Below are 15,835 nucleotides of genomic sequence, written 5' to 3'. Positions count from 1 at the left end.
CAATGGTCTTTAGGAGTTTAATAATGCATTCATCGATAAAGTATATTTTAGCCTTAACCACCACTTTTGCCCTGAGTCAGTCTCAAGCGGAATTGGTACAGTCATCATTTAATACAGATCATGACAACTCTCGCTTAGCCACGCGTGTGCTCAATAAAGACGCTCAAAATTTTAATTCACACTTCTCAAACTTAAATAGTCTTTCAATCACTGAGCGTTCTGGCGATAAAATCCGTCGTCAAACCATTGCAGCAAAAATTGAAATTCCTGAAGACGAGCCTTCAGTGATTGAAAAGCTAAACACTGTTGCATCAAACACAGTTCGTAAATTTAGCCAAACCGGCGCAGCATCTTGGTACGGTCGCCAGTTTCATGGTCGTAAAACAGCAAGCGGTGAAACATTCGATATGAATGGACTCACTGCAGCTCACCGTAGCCTGCCATTGAACTGTTATATTCGCGTAACCAATAAAACCAATGGTAAGAGTGTCGTAGTGAAAGTGAATGATCGTGGTCCATTCCATGGCAACCGCGTTCTAGACTTGTCTTATGGCGCTGCAAAACAGTTAGGTATTACTAATGCAGGTACTGCAAAAGTAAATATTGAACGTGTTGATGGTCCAAATTCATAAGATGATGCTAGTCTCCTAATACATTTGACTTAAAAGCCACTTCACAGTGGCTTTTTTAATGTCTATCAAAAAGCAGGCTTAATTTACCTACCCCGCTCCTGTTACAAAAGCCACTTCTCACAATAAAATACCAACAACGTATAACATCTTTTAGATCATCTGAGTGGCTGGTTAAAAATCACGATGATTGAATTTTGACCCGCTCCTAGTTCTGGTTTATATTTTATTTAAATAAAAATAAGCCTATAGATCCTAAATCCAGCTGGAGTGGATGATGAAAACAATAACCGAATGGTTAGATGAATATAGTGAGAGTCATCAAGACAAAACCAACAAAGCCATTCATTGGGTTTGTGTGCCAGCAATTCTTTTTTCAATCATTGGAATTCTTGCTCATTTCAGTGCGTTATTCACCGCCCTGATATTGGTCTTAACTTTTGTCTTTTATGCGCGGCTCGATCTGGTACTTGCTGTGGCAATGGCTGCCCTACTCGTTGTCATGGCGTGGCTTATTTTTATCTTACCTGTAGGTGCCGGATTCTATATCGCAATTTTTGTTTTGGCTTGGATTGGGCAATTTTACGGGCACAAAGTCGAAGGTAAAAAGCCTTCTTTCTTTAAAGACCTCCAATTCCTCCTCATTGGCCCAGTATGGTGTGTGGATGCCTATCTAGGTAAATTGATACCCAAATGGAAAAAACGCCAAAAAAAGCAAATGACAGCGATTTAGACACCATTATCATTTCAGCCTTTCGAAGAACCTTTATTGATAGGTTCTTCCTTTATACTTCAACCAACCGTCGGCATGGCTTTTTTGTGGGTCATGATGAGTCCAGTGAATTACACCACCCTGTTGACTGTATTCATATTCACCATAAAATTGGACAATTTCACCCTTTTCCAAGCCATCCAGACGCGGACTTAAGTCAATATTGTGAGCGACCAATACCGTTTTCCGATTAACCAATTCCAGAATAAATTTTTGATGACGTGAACCCTTATTATCATCAGGCAAAATAGCTTTCACTCGCCCGCTGGATTGGACTTGAATATCACTTTTTTGTTCTCGAAATGCCTGTTGAATTTTTTCATCATCATTTTGAGTGGATAAATTTGCTGATTTCGATTCTACAAATGCTTTCTGATGTTCTGATTTCGATAAAATTTCAGTTTGTGGTTCTAAATCCGTGGGCGATTGAGTTGAAGGATTCTGCTGTTCCTGTAAATCCATTCCAAAATATGCGGCAATTAAGACAACAATAACTGCGCCAACCCCCACATTGGTTTTATTTACCATCGTGCTCTTCCTAAAAATTTAACCATCTTCATAAAAAAAGCCCCAAATGGGGCTTTTTTCACAAAATAGTTTTACCTAAAGGCAATAATTATTTTGCAGCAGCTTGAGCAGCAGCAACTTCTTCAGCGAAGCTCATTTCTGCTTTCTTCTCAATACCTTCACCTACTTCGAAGCGAACGAATTGAGCAACTGTAGTACCAGTTGATTTAAGAACATCAGCAACTTTCTTGTCGTTGTCGATTACGTACATTTGACGCTCAAGAACAACTTCGTTCAAGTATTTTTCAACTGAACCAGTCACCATTTTTTCAACGATGTTTGCTGGTTTACCAGATTCTAATGCTTTGGCTTCAGCAATTTCTTTTTCTTTAGCGATAAGATCAGCAGATACGCCTTCAGCATTTACAGCAACTGGGTTGAACGCAGCAACGTGCATTGCAATACCTTTACCAGTCGCAGCATCACCTGTGTAAGACACAACAACACCGATTTTTAAACCGTGTTTGTAAACTGCAAGGTTTTCGCCTTCAACAATTTTCGCACGACGAACTTGGATGTTTTCACCGATTTTTTGAACAAGAGCAATACGCGCTTCTTCAACAGTTTGGCCATCTTCAAGTTTCAATTCAGCGATTTGAGCCGCATCAGTTACGTTTGCAGCAAGAGCAGCAGCAGCAACTTTAGCAGAGAAACCAGCAAAGTTTTCGTCTTTAGCAACGAAGTCAGTTTGGCAGTTTACTTCTAAAAGAATCGCTTTGTTGCCTTCTTGAGCAATCGTGATCGCGCCATCAGCAGCAATGTTACCTGCTTTTTTAGCTGCTTTTGCTTGACCAGATTTACGAAGGTTATCAATCGCTAACTCAACATCACCATTCGATTCTGTTAATGCTTTTTTGCATTCCATCATTGCAAGACCAGTACGGTCACGTAATTCTTTTACCATGCTCGCAGTAACTGCAGTCATGTTGTTCTCCTAAATACGGTAGAAAAATGAATCTGTTCAACAAAAACGGCCCAAAGTGTTCTCTGGGCCGTTCTGCTTTCTTGACGCTTAATTTGCCACCATTACATGTCGCAAAAATGACAACCTTGCGTCAAAACGCATTAAGCCTCTGGAGCTTCTTTAACGTCTTCAGCTTTCGCTTGAGCGTTTGCTTGTGATTGAGCGTACTCTTTACCAGCAAGAATCGCATCAGCCATAGCAGAAGCATAAAGTGTAACAGCACGGATTGCATCGTCATTACCCGGGATAACGTAGTCTACGTTGTCTGGGTTAGAGTTTGTATCAACGATACCGATTACAGGAATACCAAGGTTTTTAGCTTCTTTAATCGCGATTGATTCGTGGTCAACGTCAATTACGAATAATGCGTCAGGTAAACCACCCATGTTTTTAACGCCGCCTAAAGCACGTTCAAGTTTTTCCATCTCACGACTACGCTCTAAAGCTTCACGTTTAGTAAGCTTAAGGAAAGTACCGTCTTGAGATTGAGTTTGAAGGTCTTTTAAACGGTTGATTGATTGACGAAGAGTTTTCCAGTTCGTCAACATACCACCTAACCAACGGTGATCAACATATGGTTGACCAGCGCGTTGCGCTTGTTCACGGATGATGTTAGATGCAGCACGTTTAGTACCAACGAACAATACTTTGTTCTTTTTGCTAGCAAGATTGTTAACAAAGTTCAAAGCATCATTTAACGCAGGAACAGTGTGTTCAAGGTTGATGATGTGAATTTTGTTACGCGCACCAAAGATGTATTCACGCATCTTTGGATTCCAGAAACGAGTTTGGTGACCAAAGTGCGCGCCAGCTTGAAGAAGGTCGCGCATGCTTACGTTGTAATCTGCCATTTTCTATACCTTAAAGTTTGGGTTAGGCCTCCATATACCCGCATTCTCCACCTCGAAAGGCACCCAGAGAAATGTGTCGATATATGTGCGGATTTTGTTGCCCCATCCAACAAAGCCCGTGAAATATATTCACGAAAAAGCATTTGATAAAATGGGCGGCTATTTATACCATAGTCACATATAAATTTCCAAAAGTTTTTAGAGATCATGAACAGTACTTACCAAGCTCCACGTCGACTCATTAAAACCCCTGACGAAATTGAAAAAATGCGTGTGGCGGGACGACTGGCAGCAGAAGTCTTGGATATGATCAAACCGCATGTTGTTCCGGGTGTGACAACCCTTGAGCTTGATACGATTTGTCATGACTATATTGTCAATAAACAAGATGCCATTCCAGCATGTTTAGGTTACGGTGCAGCGCCTGGTCGCCCTGCATTCCAGCATGTGATTTGTACATCTGTGAACCATGTGGTGTGCCACGGCATTCCATCTGACGCTAAAGTGTTAAAGAAAGGTGATATTTTAAATATCGATGTCACCGTCATCAAAGACGGCTACCACGGCGATACCAACATGATGTACATCGTCGGTGGTGAAACCTCCATTTTGGCTGACCGCCTGTGTAAAGTTGCTCAAGAAGCGATGTATCGTGGCATGGAAACGGTTAAACCCGGTTCAACCATTGGTGATATTGGTCATGCCATTCAAAAGTACGTTGAATCTGAACGCTTTAGCGTAGTACGTGAATATTGTGGTCATGGTATCGGTACAACTTTCCATGATGAACCGCAAGTCCTTCATTATGGTCAGCCAGATACCGGCATGGTGCTTGAAGAAGGCATGACCTTCACCATTGAACCTATGGTGAATGCGGGTGTTTGGCAAACTAAATTATTAGGTGACAAATGGACTGTAGTGACTAAAGACCATAAGTTATCTGCACAATATGAACACACGCTTTTAGTCACCAAAACTGGTGTTGAAGTACTGACTGCACGTCCTGAAGAAGACTTGTCTCGTTTCATGTAATTCTTCTATTTAAATTGCAGCTTAAAAATGGCTACATTGAAGTAGCCATTTTTATATTTAAACTTTTTTTATTTCATCCAGTCGCGTTACTTAGGTTAAAGCGCTTTCCAAACATTCAATTTCTTGAGTTATTTTCTATTCCTGTAAAAACATAAAATCATCTCTATAAAAGCCAAAACTATTGAAACAATTATTCATAAAAATATATTTTTTACATATCGTATATTTCTTGCACCCCTTTCTCCTGTTTTTTAGGCTAAGATAGTGTGCTTTTTTATTTTTTAATCCCTATAAGAAGGAATACTGCCGTGGACGTACGTCTCTCTGATCGTGTCAATGCCATCAAACCGTCCCCTACACTTGCTGTTACCAATAAAGCTGCTGAACTTAAAGCTGCTGGTAAAAACGTAATTGGTTTGGGTGCAGGTGAACCAGATTTTGATACCCCACAACACATCAAAGATGCAGCAATTACTGCGATTAACAACGGTTTTACCAAATATACCGCTGTTGACGGTACTCCAGGTCTTAAAAAAGCGATTATCGCAAAATTCAAACGCGACAATAATCTTGATTATGCAGCAAACCAGATCCTGGTTTCTTGCGGTGGTAAACAATCATTCTTTAACTTGGCACTTGCTTTGTTAAACAAAGGTGATGAAGTGATCATCCCTGCGCCATACTGGGTAAGCTATCCAGACATGGTGATCATCGCTGAAGGTGTTCCAGTTGTTGTGAAATGTGGTGAAGAACAACGTTTCAAAATCACTCCTGCTCAATTAGAAGCAGCAATCACTGACAAAACGCGTTTAGTGGTGCTTAACAGCCCTTCTAACCCTACAGGCATGATCTACACTAAAGCTGAATTAGAAGCTTTGGCTGAAGTGCTTCGTAAATACCCAGAAGTATTGGTTGCTTCAGATGACATGTATGAACCAATCCGTTGGGATGACGAGTTCTACAACATCGCAACTGTTGCTCCAGACCTTTATGACCGCGTAATCGTACTTAACGGTGTGTCTAAAGCCTATGCAATGACTGGCTGGCGTATTGGCTATGCAGCGGGTCCTGCTAAGCTTATTGGCGCAATGAAAAAAATCCAGTCTCAATCAACTTCAAACCCGACTTCGATTTCTCAAGTTGCTGCTGAAGCTGCATTGAACGGCCCTCAAGATGTGCTTGAGCCAATGATTGAAGCATTCAAACGTCGTCATGACCTGGTTGTTAAAGGCTTAAATGACATCAAAGGTATTACTTGCTTACCTGCTGATGGTGCATTCTATGCATATGCAAACATCCGTCCATTGATTCGTGCAAAAGGCTTAAAATCTTGCACAGAATTCTCTGCATGGTTATTGGAAGAAACGGGTGTTGCTGTTGTTCCTGGTGATGCATTCGGTCTAGGCGGTTACATGCGTATTTCATATGCAACTGCTGACGAAGTTCTTGTAGATGCACTTGCACGTATCAAGAAAGCTGCTGATTCAATCGAAGGCGTTGACGCTGCGATTGCTTCAATTGCTGCTGAAAAATAATCTGCTTTTTCTAAAGCCAGATTAAAAAAACCCGCGATTTTCGCGGGTTTTTTTAATAGCAAAGTTTTATTCAATATAAAAAATGACTTAGTGATTGCCTTTAACGCTATGCTTGCCTGCATAAATAACCAAAAAAATTCCCAGCAAGACAATCACGGTAGATAAAATAATCCGTAGTCCGATTGTTTCGCCAATAAAAAGTGAACCACCCAAAATAGCTAAACATGGCACACTCAATTGCACAGTACTTGCATCTATACGATCTATACGCTTAACAATGAAATACCACAATACATAGGCGCCCCCCGAGGTTACGCCACCTGACAGCACTGCCAGAGCAACACCTTGAGGAGTGAGCATTGCATCTTGATGCAATACAAAATAGGCCATCATCACAAAAGGGATCGCCAGAAGGAAATTACCCACACTACCCGATAACGGATTTTGCATGTTCTTACCCAAAATACTGTAAGCCGCCCAAGCCAAACCTGCAATCATCATAATGATCGAATAACTCAAACTCGGCGCACTCGCACCCGGTAACAGCAGAATAATGATTCCGGTTAACGCCATCATCAAACCCAGACCACGTTTTAAATTCAGTTTCTCACCATGAAAAACAGCATAAAACACCATGGTCAATTGCACCGTTCCAAACAGTAAAAGTGCGCCAACACCCGCATCAATTTTAAGATAAGCATATGAAAATGCCACAATATAAATCGCCAAAGCCAATGCGCTATTTAAATGCCATTGTATGAGCTGACGCCTCTGACTGAGCAACCACAGTATCAATAAAACCCCAGCACCACTACAAACACGAATCACACTAAAGCTTAACGGGTCAATTTCATGTCCCGCTAAAGCCAAACGGCACAACACTGAATTTGCAGCAAAGGCAATCATTGCCAAAGTTATTTTTAAGAACATTGTTGAGCATCCATATTCAACGACGGGCTTCTATTATTCATTATCATAGATATACAGATTTAGACATAAGCTCCAATCTTTATCTCTAATGCCTTATATCAAATAAACTTATAACCCCCTGTTTAAGCTCATCACAAACTCCAAGTTAATGTATTTAGAGATCACTTTATTTGATTAATCCTTGTCACCCCAACGACTCAAAAAATACAAATCATTATTTTTATTTAAAATTTTTATAAAAATAAAATTGATAAATTTTTTATATGCACTCCACTCTCTAGTTTAATTATTATATTAACCTTATGTTTTAAAGCAGATAGTTACCAAAAACCTATAATAAACAGCATTCCTCAAGCATATAACATTATCTGAGTTGACTTGATGAATATGCAGCAGCCAACTAACGTATTCAGCAGTGCCTTTTTAGAACTTAATAATCATTCAGGAAGATCGTAATGAAGCCCAAAGAAATGACAGGATTGCAACTTTTACAAGCCATGTGTACAGGGAAAATCCCACCTGCAAGTATTAGTGAAACTATACCAATGCAGCCTTATGAAGTTTCAGAAGGAACGATTCATTTCAAAGTAAAAGCAGATCATCGCCACTTAAATCCTTTAGGGGGCGTACACGGTGGTTTTGCCGCAACAGTACTGGATTCCGTCACCGGTTGTGCGGTACACAGTATGCTGGAAGCAGGTGTAGGCTATGGCACCATCGACTTGAATATAAAAATGTGCCGTCCCATTCCCAAAGACAAAGAACTACATGCCGTGGGCACCATTATTAATATCAGCAAGAACTTGGGTATTTCTGAAGGTAAAATTATTGATGAAGATGGCAAACTTTATGCGCATGCTACTGCGACTTGTATGATTATTCGTTAATATAGAAGTGCTGTATTTGGAGCACGTCCTGATTCAACTAGAGCTTAAGTTAAGTTACTTAAGCTCTTAGCCATCACTCATCATTAAACAGCCGATTTAAGTGATTTCGTTAACTCTGGAAAAGGCACTTCTGGACGTGACGTCGCTTTATAAATACATAAATATTTGAACACACTATCGAGAGATACCGCGAGTTTCTTCTGTTCCGACACTGACCACACTTTCGAGTTATTGCGTCCGGATAAAGCGCTGCCATTCAGTTGATACAAATACAGATCATGATCACGTTGCAAAGGTTGCTTACGACCATTTGAATAGCTTTCTAGTAATAACTGACAAGGTGAATCAATCAACCATTTATCACTAAACCACAGCTGCAATAAATCACCCAGATATAAGGCTTGAGTTCCTACAGGCCACACCTGGACATAAGCATCTTCAACGGCAGTTTGATAGCGTTGTGGATCTTGAATGATAGAAAGGTAATTGTCTTGATAAAAAGATAAATTTGAAAAGATTTCGGCAATCGTCAGCGTATGCATTCGCTTTCTCCTGTTTAGCCATTTTAGTGCTGGCAAGTTGGTTTAAATCCACACTGTTTGAACTTTCATTCAAACGCTCTGTTATGCATTTAATCTAACAAGCCGATTTTGGCTGTGCAAGTTTTTTTAACATTTTTGATTTATTTGTCTAAATAAAAAGCATACAGCACAAAAATTAAGGAATCATGACACTTTTAGCTTGACCCTCTACAAAATCTCCTTATAATCGCATGCAGATTCTCCAATAGCTCAGTCGGTAGAGCGACGGACTGTTAATCCGCAGGTCCCTGGTTCGAGCCCAGGTTGGAGAGCCAAACACGAAAAAGCCCGCAGCATTAAAGCGGGCTTTTTTTTGCCTAAATAATCCATAACTATTCAAATCATCATAAAAACAATGATCTTAATTGGCTCTTTATTAAAATCAAATCTGCAAATATCTATCCGCTATCAAGTTAGTCCACTCATAGTCATAAATTGATTGAGATATAAAAATTCGTAGTGAAATAATGGGTAAACAATAAAAAAAGCGCATCGAAATGCGCTTTTCTCCATTCATCCCATCTTAATATGGATGAATGTAAAGATTATTTTATTACTCCGGTAAAGGAATATATTGTGAATTATTATTCTGTGCTTTACGTTCAGTCACCACCACATTCAGGATTAATGGTTTCTCATCTCGAATCACTTCAATTTTGATTGTGCTATTCGGAGCTTGCAACGCAACATAATTAATCAAGTGCGATGCAGAAGTAATGGTTTCACCATTTACCTGAATAATTTTATCGCCTTTCTTGATTCCAGCCTTGGCTGCAGGACCTTGAGGAAGCACGTCTGCAACTACGACACCTGTTTGTTTAGGCTCAAGAATATTTTCCTGTTGCACTGGCATGAGGCTAATACCCAACCAGCCACGAACCACGCGACCATCTTTTAAAATTGAATTCAGGATTTGCTGACAGACCTTCGCCGGAATAGCGAAACCAATACCCAATGAACCACCGGATTGCGAGAAAATAGCCGTGTTCACCCCAATCAAATTACCCGCCACATCAATCAGCGCACCACCCGAGTTACCCGGATTAATGGCAGCATCGGTTTGAATGAAGTCTTCATAAGTGTTGATCCCCAAATCCGAACGATTGGTGGCAGAAATAATCCCTTGAGTGACGGTCTGCCCCACACCAAATGGATTACCAATGGCAAGAACAACATCCCCCACTTCATTAGCACTGAGTTTAAAAGGCAAAACCGGCAGCTTGTCGAGTTCAATCTTAATCACGGCAAGATCAGAATCGGGATCAGTACCAATAATTTTTGCTACCGCACGACGCCCATCATTTAATCCCACGACAATTTGATCAGCCTGTGCAATCACATGATTATTGGTCAAGATATAACCATCTGAACGAACAATAACACCAGAACCTAGGCTATTTTCATTTTGCTCCTGACCGAATTGATCTGGCACTTGATCACCAAAAAATTCACGAAATGCAGGATCATTTAACAAAGGATGTTCAGCTTGCTTCACTTTCTGGGTGGTAAAAATATTTACTACCGCAGGCGCAGCAACTTTAACCGCAGCATTATAGGATTCAATACCGCCTGTTCTCGTGGTACTGACTAAAGGCTCCACTTTCTCTACCGGCATTTTTACACCATCAGATGCAACAGGTGCTTTAGGCTGCTGATATTGTTGCCATGCAAGAAAACCCAGCGTGACCAAAATGAGTAAAACCCAAGGTAACCATGTAAAGGTGCGACGCACGTTAATTTCCTCTAACAATATTTTAATTCGTTGATGACTAAGTAATTTATGCGCCATTGTAAAATGAAATACAGCAGGAAACATAAAAATAGTGCAAGAGTTTTGTCATGCTTTAGTTACAATTCAAAATATGTTTTGATGATGTTAAATATTTAGGCTGTTGAAAAATTTATGGCAAAGCTCAATGAGATTATTCAGTGGTGTAACCAAACCCTGAAATCACACGAATTTAAAGACTATGCACCCAATGGTTTGCAAATTGAAGGCAAATCCGATGTAAATAAAATATTGTGTGCTGTCACCGCATCTCAAGATGCAATTGATGCAGCGATTGAACAAGGTGCGGATTTGCTGCTGGTCCATCACGGCTACTTCTGGAAAGGCGAACCCTACCCAATTACCGGCATGCGCGGTAAACGCATAAAAAGCCTGATTCAACATGATATTTCATTGGTGGGTTATCATTTACCTTTAGATAGTCACCCTACTTTAGGTAATAATGCGGCGATTGCAGATATTTTAGCATTAGAAAATATTGAAGCTTTAGACCCAACCGAACGTAATCCGATTGGTAATATTGGTTATTTAAAACAGCCTGTGTCTGCTGTAGAATTTAAACTGTATGTATCGCAGCGTTTAGATTTTAATGCCATTCATCTTGCTGCTGATAAAACATCAATCCAAAAAATCGGTTTCTGTACCGGTGGTGCACAAGATTGTATTGGCAAAGCAGCTGAGCAAAATTGTGATGCCTACATTTCTGGTGAAGTCAGTGAGCGCACCTATTATGAAGCCAAAGAACTGAACGTGCATTATTACGCTTGCGGGCATCATGCAACCGAGCGTTATGGCGTACAACGCCTTGCAAAAGCTATTTCAGAACAGTTCGATATTGAGTATAGTTACTTCGAATTAAACAATCCGATTTAATTTAAATTTGACGGTTTGACATTTTCTTTATACGTATAAATTCAGGCTTTATTCTGTATTGTTATTTATAAGCAATGCGCAATTTAGGCAAAGAATCCATTACAATAAGGCCACTTAATGTCAAAACCCAGCAAAACGCAAGGAATTGAAAACATGACAACGATTACTTTACCGGCACTTCCATACGGTTACGAAGATCTTGCTCCACACATCAGCAAAGAAACTTTAGAATACCATCACGACAAACACCACAACACTTACGTTGTAAACTTGAATAACCTGATCAAAGGTACTGACCTTGAAGGTAAAACTTTAGAAGAAATCATCAAAGCATCTGCTGGTGATGCTGCTAAAGCTGGCGTATTCAACAACGCTGCTCAAGTTTGGAACCATACCTTCTACTGGAACTGTATGGCTAAAAACGGTGGTGGTAAAGCGACTGGTACTTTAGCTGCTAAAATTGATGAAGCTTTCGGTTCTTATGAAAAATTTGCTGAAGAATTCGCTGCTGCTGCAACCACTCAATTCGGTTCAGGTTGGGCTTGGTTGGTTGCTGACCAAGTAAATGGCAACTTGTCTATTCTTAAAACTTCAAATGCTGACACTCCACTTGCTCACGGTAAAGTTGCAGTGTTGACGATTGACGTTTGGGAACATGCTTATTACATCGACTACCGTAATGCACGTCCTGCTTACATCAAAACTTTCCTAGAAAGCTTGGTAAACTGGGATTATGCAAATGCTAAATATGCTGGCCAAGAAGCTGGCGTTGAAAAATAAGATTTAAAATAAATTTTATTTTCTGCATAAAAAAACCACCCATAAAGGGTGGTTTTTTTATTTTTAGGGCATATCTGCATAATTATAAGGCAAATGATTCATTTGTTTATATTTACGTGTTGACGACTTAGCTTTTCATCCCTAAAATGCGCATCAGATTCTCCAATAGCTCAGTCGGTAGAGCGACGGACTGTTAATCCGCAGGTCCCTGGTTCGAGCCCAGGTTGGAGAGCCATCTATTCTTCCATAGCTCAGTCGGTAGAGCGACGGACTGTTAATCCGCAGGTCCCTGGTTCGAGCCCAGGTGGAAGAGCCAGATTCTAAAAAGCCCACTCATGATGAAGTGGGCTTTTTTTATCCACCAAATTTCTTTTCACATCTCGTATCCCCTACTTTGGATCTGTTTTCTGAGATCCCCCCTCTTTATTAAAATTGTTGATCATTCCCCTATCTATTGTTCGCTTATTAAAATTTAGTTATGTTAATTCTAATAAAAATATTTTAATAAGCCGCCATGAATGCAACCTGGTTAAAATCTCTCATTTTCTGGATTATTTTGATTGTTGTCATGTTCGCAGTGTTTCAATGCAGCCAAAATTCTGAAAATAAAAAGCAGGCTTCCGCGCTCATGTATGAACGCTTATTTCATTGCACCCGTAACTTACCCCAAAAGAACCCAGAGGTTTTAAAACACATTCAACAACAACTCAAACCTGAGCTTACCCAAGCCGAGCTGATGCAATTGCTCAACGAATGCCGTAAAGCACACCCCTTACAAAGCAAAGAAAATTATATAGACCTCATAAAATCACTTAAATAATCAGCAATAAGTTTATTTTTAAAACATTCAATTCATTTTCATGGTTTTTTTAAGCATAAGCCCTTGACCCCTTCAGCTTAGATACATAGAATGCGTATCAGATTCTCCAATAGCTCAGTCGGTAGAGCGACGGACTGTTAATCCGCAGGTCCCTGGTTCGAGCCCAGGTTGGAGAGCCAAATTCTAAAAACCCACTCTACTTGAGTGGGTTTTTTCTTATCTGTAGATTCGTATCGTGTTTAATTCCAGTTCATCTGCCTTTCTTGTGATTGGTATTATTGCCAGTCTTGCATTGATCATCCTGTGTGCTCAGCAATATTTCAAAACTAAAAAAAAGTTTTATCCCAAACGTGTCATTACGCCTTATGAATGCAGAATGTACGTGCGTTTAAAAGAAGCCTTTCCTCAATATCATGTCTTGGCACAAGTTGCTTTTAGTGCATTAATTACCAGTCATAATCTTAAAATTCGCAACAAGTTCAATCGCAAGGTCACCGACTTCGTTTTACTTAATGAATCGCTACAAGTTTTAGTGATTATTGAGTTAGATGACCCGACGCATTTATACAAAGTTGAAGAAGATAAATTTCGTGACCACATGCTGCATGAAGCCGGTTATCGTGTATTACGCTACACCGAAATTCCAAATGTCAGACAATTGCATAAAGACATTCTTTAGAAATTCACCAATAAAAATCTATTTCTAAATAGCCAAGCCGCTAAAGGTAGCGTAATCGGCGCTCAAACAATCAGTGGAATAAAATCCAGTTTAATCTGAGACAAGCCAGCATCATTCAAATACAGCTCATGATGCTTGTGATCGATGGGATAATTTGCACAACGCCATATCGAATTTTATACGTACTTTTTATTCTGAGTTATTTCAATACCACGATATTTTAATTAAGCATAAAAAAGCATCTGGCTAAATACAATTTAGTAGATGCTTTTTATAAAATTCAACTTTCAGACCAGCACAGCATTAAAGCAATGCAATAAAGATTCCAGCAAAGATGATCAAGCCTATCCAACGATTATGACGGAATGCCCAAAAGCAGAGTTGTGGATTTCTATCCTTGGTTTTTGTCCACTGATAAATAAAGTCAGCTACAACAATGAGCAAAGCCATTAATCCAAAAGGTACAAGTAAAGACTCTCGGAACAAAGCTGCACCAATCAACAACACACTTGCTGCCTGTAATAGCGAGATGATTTCGATGTCATATTTTCCGAATAAAATCGCAGTTGATTTCACCCCAATTTTTAAATCATATTCGCGGTCGGTAATCGCATATTGCGTATCGTAAGCCACTGTCCAGGCCAGATTACCAAAGTATAAAAGCCAACAGGTCAAATCGGGTGTTTGCCCGACTGCGGTATAGGCCATTGGAATCGACCAGGAAAATGCAGCCCCTAAAAACACTTGCGGCAAGTTTGTATAGCGCTTCATGAAGGGATAGATAAAGGCTAAAAACAACGCACCAAATGACCAGTAAAAGGTTTCTATCGGCAAGAAGAACAATAGTGCCGCACTTGCCGCGACAAGAATTAAAAATACCCAAATGGCTTCTATCGGCTTAATTACCCCTGTCGCTAAAGGTCGATCTTTGGTTCTGGCAACAGCACCATCCACTTTACGGTCTGCAAAGTCATTTATGGCACAGCCTGCTGCACGCATAAAAACCACACCCAAAATCATCAACAACAGTATTTTTAAGTCGGGTACACCTTTGGCTGCAATCCACAATGCCCACATGGTTGGCCAAAACACCAACTCTGTGCCAATCGGCTTATCAAAACGACATAAATAGTAATACGCTGCTAAACGCTCACGCCATGTAGTCTGTTTCGCAATATCCATGACAGTCCTTAACCAAATTTCTGTTAAATATTTTTTTGTGAAGTATTTTGCTGAATAAACTGTTCAAAAGCAGACAAAAAAGTCTCTTGAACAATAAATTTACAACCATGCCAAGTATAGCAACTTTGCCGTGTCCAACCCTCTTCAAGCAGAATCACACGGCGCTCGCAATGAGGATTGGTGCGTTGAAACAAGAACCAGCCGATGGGCTTTTTGCCAATATGCTGGAAGATACGTGCACGAGATTGCAGACTTAAAATTGGAAAGATACTTTTTGCTTTCACCCAAGGCTGATCTTCACAGCCATATAAATAACTTTCACGCACCCATGAGGTATGCTGATGCGGCATGTTCATCCACTGGCTGTCTGCAAAGCTTAAACGCAAAAAATGCTCTTGGATCGGCTGTACCTTAAACTCTCCATCCGCTAAATCTGTCAGTTGCTGCGTGAGTGAACCCGATGCATACAACCATTCACGTAATTCAGCAGGAATCTGTTTATCCTGTCGTTTACATGCTCGCTTGTTTTGCATAAGTCCCCTGCTCATTTAGGTTGATTGATTTTAATCTCATATATACATCATGTTAGCAATAGCCAATATTAACTCAGCCATGACTCTTCCCCATCATATCCCATCAAATGCGATCAACAATTATCTGTTTTGGCAATCACTTCAAATTTGCCCTGCGGGGTCTTGATTAAAATCATCCCTTCAGCACTCAAATAAAAACTTTTTGGATAATCAAAGTCTAGAGCGAGTTCTGGATTTTTTAACCCCACAAATTCAGCTTGTTTATAGCCTTCCACCGTGCGTCCCACTTCTACATAGGTCACGGCAGAAAAGTTCATTTTAAAACCTTGCTCATGATCTTTAGGATCAATCCACGGATAAAAACTGGTGTGTTTTTTACGTTGTGCCATAGTATTTACAATAATGAGTTTCAAAAACAATGATACAAAAAA

General features: G+C 40.0%; 18 protein-coding genes and 4 tRNA genes. 13 read left to right on the top strand and 9 right to left on the bottom strand.

Annotated features, from left to right (window positions below):
* The first annotated feature begins 23 nt into the window (after positions 1 to 23).
* The gene (locus HLH16_RS05975) at positions 24 to 632 is read left to right on the top strand and encodes a septal ring lytic transglycosylase RlpA family protein (protein WP_131286504.1); all 609 of its coding nucleotides are present in this window, start codon (positions 24 to 26) and stop codon (positions 630 to 632) included.
* A 274-nt stretch (positions 633 to 906) separates the two neighbouring features.
* Positions 907 to 1,362: an Mpo1 family 2-hydroxy fatty acid dioxygenase gene (locus tag HLH16_RS05970; protein WP_171528636.1), complete on the top strand. Its 456-nt coding sequence runs from the start codon at positions 907 to 909 to the stop codon at positions 1,360 to 1,362.
* A 33-nt stretch (positions 1,363 to 1,395) separates the two neighbouring features.
* Here HLH16_RS05970 and HLH16_RS05965 read toward each other — a convergent pair whose 3' ends face one another.
* The 3 genes from HLH16_RS05965 to rpsB form a co-directional block, all read right to left on the bottom strand.
* Entirely contained in the window at positions 1,396 to 1,929 is a 534-nt protein-coding gene (locus HLH16_RS05965; protein WP_171528635.1) for a DUF3465 domain-containing protein, read from the bottom strand.
* Between the two features lie 88 nt (positions 1,930 to 2,017).
* The gene (gene tsf, locus HLH16_RS05960; protein WP_171528634.1) at positions 2,018 to 2,893 is read right to left on the bottom strand and encodes a translation elongation factor Ts; all 876 of its coding nucleotides are present in this window, start codon (positions 2,891 to 2,893) and stop codon (positions 2,018 to 2,020) included.
* 140 nt (positions 2,894 to 3,033) lie between these two features.
* The gene (gene rpsB, locus HLH16_RS05955; RefSeq protein WP_131286514.1) at positions 3,034 to 3,783 is read right to left on the bottom strand and encodes a 30S ribosomal protein S2; all 750 of its coding nucleotides are present in this window, start codon (positions 3,781 to 3,783) and stop codon (positions 3,034 to 3,036) included.
* A 207-nt stretch (positions 3,784 to 3,990) separates the two neighbouring features.
* Here rpsB and map point away from each other — a divergent pair, with 207 nt between their 5' ends.
* Together map and HLH16_RS05945 are read left to right on the top strand one after the other, a co-directional pair.
* Positions 3,991 to 4,815, top strand: a complete 825-nt coding sequence (gene map, locus HLH16_RS05950) for a type I methionyl aminopeptidase (RefSeq protein ID WP_171528633.1) — start codon at positions 3,991 to 3,993, stop codon at positions 4,813 to 4,815.
* A 308-nt stretch (positions 4,816 to 5,123) separates the two neighbouring features.
* Positions 5,124 to 6,350, top strand: a complete 1,227-nt coding sequence (locus HLH16_RS05945; RefSeq protein ID WP_131270104.1) for a pyridoxal phosphate-dependent aminotransferase — start codon at positions 5,124 to 5,126, stop codon at positions 6,348 to 6,350.
* Between the two features lie 87 nt (positions 6,351 to 6,437).
* Here the strand turns inward: HLH16_RS05945 and HLH16_RS05940 are convergent, their stop codons facing one another.
* On the bottom strand, positions 6,438 to 7,280 hold the full coding sequence (locus HLH16_RS05940) for a DMT family transporter (RefSeq protein ID WP_171528632.1): 843 nt from the start codon (positions 7,278 to 7,280) through the stop codon (positions 6,438 to 6,440).
* Positions 7,281 to 7,735: 455 nt separating this feature from the next.
* Between HLH16_RS05940 and HLH16_RS05935 the strand changes: the two genes are divergently transcribed.
* On the top strand, positions 7,736 to 8,167 hold the full coding sequence (locus HLH16_RS05935; RefSeq protein ID WP_171528631.1) for a PaaI family thioesterase: 432 nt from the start codon (positions 7,736 to 7,738) through the stop codon (positions 8,165 to 8,167).
* Positions 8,168 to 8,250: 83 nt separating this feature from the next.
* On the opposite strand, the gene HLH16_RS05930 is transcribed toward HLH16_RS05935, so the two are convergent.
* Entirely contained in the window at positions 8,251 to 8,709 is a 459-nt protein-coding gene (locus HLH16_RS05930) for a hypothetical protein (RefSeq protein ID WP_171528630.1), read from the bottom strand.
* Between the two features lie 238 nt (positions 8,710 to 8,947).
* On the opposite strand from HLH16_RS05930, the gene HLH16_RS05925 reads away from it, so the two are divergent.
* Positions 8,948 to 9,023: transfer RNA gene (locus tag HLH16_RS05925), tRNA-Asn, on the top strand.
* 278 nt (positions 9,024 to 9,301) lie between these two features.
* On the opposite strand, the gene HLH16_RS05920 is transcribed toward HLH16_RS05925, so the two are convergent.
* A complete protein-coding gene (locus HLH16_RS05920) occupies positions 9,302 to 10,480 on the bottom strand; it encodes a trypsin-like peptidase domain-containing protein (RefSeq protein ID WP_131286522.1) in 1,179 nt (392 codons plus the stop codon).
* Between the two features lie 171 nt (positions 10,481 to 10,651).
* On the opposite strand from HLH16_RS05920, the gene HLH16_RS05915 reads away from it, so the two are divergent.
* The 7 genes from HLH16_RS05915 to HLH16_RS05885 all read left to right on the top strand — a co-directional run bounded on the left by HLH16_RS05915 (position 10,652) and on the right by HLH16_RS05885 (position 13,689).
* Positions 10,652 to 11,410, top strand: coding sequence for a Nif3-like dinuclear metal center hexameric protein (locus tag HLH16_RS05915; protein ID WP_171528629.1), 759 nt, complete (start codon positions 10,652 to 10,654; stop codon positions 11,408 to 11,410).
* A gap of 153 nt (positions 11,411 to 11,563) precedes the next feature.
* Positions 11,564 to 12,190 carry a superoxide dismutase SodB gene (sodB, locus tag HLH16_RS05910; protein WP_131286526.1) on the top strand — a complete coding sequence of 209 codons (627 nt, stop codon included), beginning with the start codon at positions 11,564 to 11,566 and terminating at the stop codon, positions 12,188 to 12,190.
* A gap of 159 nt (positions 12,191 to 12,349) precedes the next feature.
* Positions 12,350 to 12,425 (top strand) — tRNA-Asn (locus HLH16_RS05905).
* Positions 12,426 to 12,430: 5 nt separating this feature from the next.
* Positions 12,431 to 12,506 (top strand) — tRNA-Asn (locus tag HLH16_RS05900).
* 252 nt (positions 12,507 to 12,758) lie between these two features.
* The gene (locus HLH16_RS05895) at positions 12,759 to 13,010 is read left to right on the top strand and encodes a hypothetical protein (RefSeq protein ID WP_250850236.1); all 252 of its coding nucleotides are present in this window, start codon (positions 12,759 to 12,761) and stop codon (positions 13,008 to 13,010) included.
* Positions 13,011 to 13,113: 103 nt separating this feature from the next.
* A tRNA-Asn gene (locus HLH16_RS05890) sits at positions 13,114 to 13,189 on the top strand.
* 56 nt (positions 13,190 to 13,245) lie between these two features.
* Positions 13,246 to 13,689, top strand: coding sequence for a DUF2726 domain-containing protein (locus HLH16_RS05885; protein WP_171528627.1), 444 nt, complete (start codon positions 13,246 to 13,248; stop codon positions 13,687 to 13,689).
* A gap of 303 nt (positions 13,690 to 13,992) precedes the next feature.
* On the opposite strand, the gene ubiA is transcribed toward HLH16_RS05885, so the two are convergent.
* The 3 genes from ubiA to HLH16_RS05870 all read right to left on the bottom strand — a co-directional run bounded on the left by ubiA (position 13,993) and on the right by HLH16_RS05870 (position 15,793).
* Complete coding sequence (ubiA, locus tag HLH16_RS05880) at positions 13,993 to 14,871, bottom strand: 4-hydroxybenzoate octaprenyltransferase (RefSeq protein WP_171528626.1); 879 nt, start codon at positions 14,869 to 14,871, stop codon at positions 13,993 to 13,995.
* A gap of 23 nt (positions 14,872 to 14,894) precedes the next feature.
* Positions 14,895 to 15,404, bottom strand: a complete 510-nt coding sequence (locus tag HLH16_RS05875; protein ID WP_171528625.1) for a chorismate--pyruvate lyase family protein — start codon at positions 15,402 to 15,404, stop codon at positions 14,895 to 14,897.
* Between the two features lie 113 nt (positions 15,405 to 15,517).
* On the bottom strand, positions 15,518 to 15,793 hold the full coding sequence (locus HLH16_RS05870; protein ID WP_171528624.1) for a hypothetical protein: 276 nt from the start codon (positions 15,791 to 15,793) through the stop codon (positions 15,518 to 15,520).
* Between the last annotated feature and the right edge of the window lie 42 nt (positions 15,794 to 15,835).

The organism is Acinetobacter sp. ANC 5378 (assembly GCF_013004315.1).
Lineage (GTDB): Bacteria > Pseudomonadota > Gammaproteobacteria > Pseudomonadales > Moraxellaceae > Acinetobacter.
The sequence above is the reverse complement of the archived record's forward strand: the minus strand, read 5'-3'. Positions and strand labels throughout refer to the sequence as shown.

Bases quoted from the DNA above. Each gene is read 5' to 3' on its own strand.
- HLH16_RS05975 (WP_131286504.1), top strand. From the start codon at position 24: ATGCATTCATCGATAAAGTATATTTTAGCCTTAACCACCACTTTTGCC.
- HLH16_RS05970 (WP_171528636.1), top strand. From the start codon at position 907: ATGAAAACAATAACCGAATGGTTAGATGAATATAGTGAGAGTCATCAA.
- HLH16_RS05965 (WP_171528635.1), bottom strand. From the start codon at position 1,929: ATGGTAAATAAAACCAATGTGGGGGTTGGCGCAGTTATTGTTGTCTTA.
- tsf (WP_171528634.1), bottom strand. From the start codon at position 2,893: ATGACTGCAGTTACTGCGAGCATGGTAAAAGAATTACGTGACCGTACT.
- rpsB (WP_131286514.1), bottom strand. From the start codon at position 3,783: ATGGCAGATTACAACGTAAGCATGCGCGACCTTCTTCAAGCTGGCGCG.
- map (WP_171528633.1), top strand. From the start codon at position 3,991: ATGAACAGTACTTACCAAGCTCCACGTCGACTCATTAAAACCCCTGAC.
- HLH16_RS05940 (WP_171528632.1), bottom strand. From the start codon at position 7,280: ATGTTCTTAAAAATAACTTTGGCAATGATTGCCTTTGCTGCAAATTCA.
- HLH16_RS05935 (WP_171528631.1), top strand. From the start codon at position 7,736: ATGAAGCCCAAAGAAATGACAGGATTGCAACTTTTACAAGCCATGTGT.
- HLH16_RS05930 (WP_171528630.1), bottom strand. From the start codon at position 8,709: ATGCATACGCTGACGATTGCCGAAATCTTTTCAAATTTATCTTTTTAT.
- HLH16_RS05915 (WP_171528629.1), top strand. From the start codon at position 10,652: ATGGCAAAGCTCAATGAGATTATTCAGTGGTGTAACCAAACCCTGAAA.
- sodB (WP_131286526.1), top strand. From the start codon at position 11,564: ATGACAACGATTACTTTACCGGCACTTCCATACGGTTACGAAGATCTT.
- HLH16_RS05895 (WP_250850236.1), top strand. From the start codon at position 12,759: ATGTTCGCAGTGTTTCAATGCAGCCAAAATTCTGAAAATAAAAAGCAG.
- ubiA (WP_171528626.1), bottom strand. From the start codon at position 14,871: ATGGATATTGCGAAACAGACTACATGGCGTGAGCGTTTAGCAGCGTAT.
- HLH16_RS05875 (WP_171528625.1), bottom strand. From the start codon at position 15,404: ATGCAAAACAAGCGAGCATGTAAACGACAGGATAAACAGATTCCTGCT.
- HLH16_RS05870 (WP_171528624.1), bottom strand. From the start codon at position 15,793: ATGGCACAACGTAAAAAACACACCAGTTTTTATCCGTGGATTGATCCT.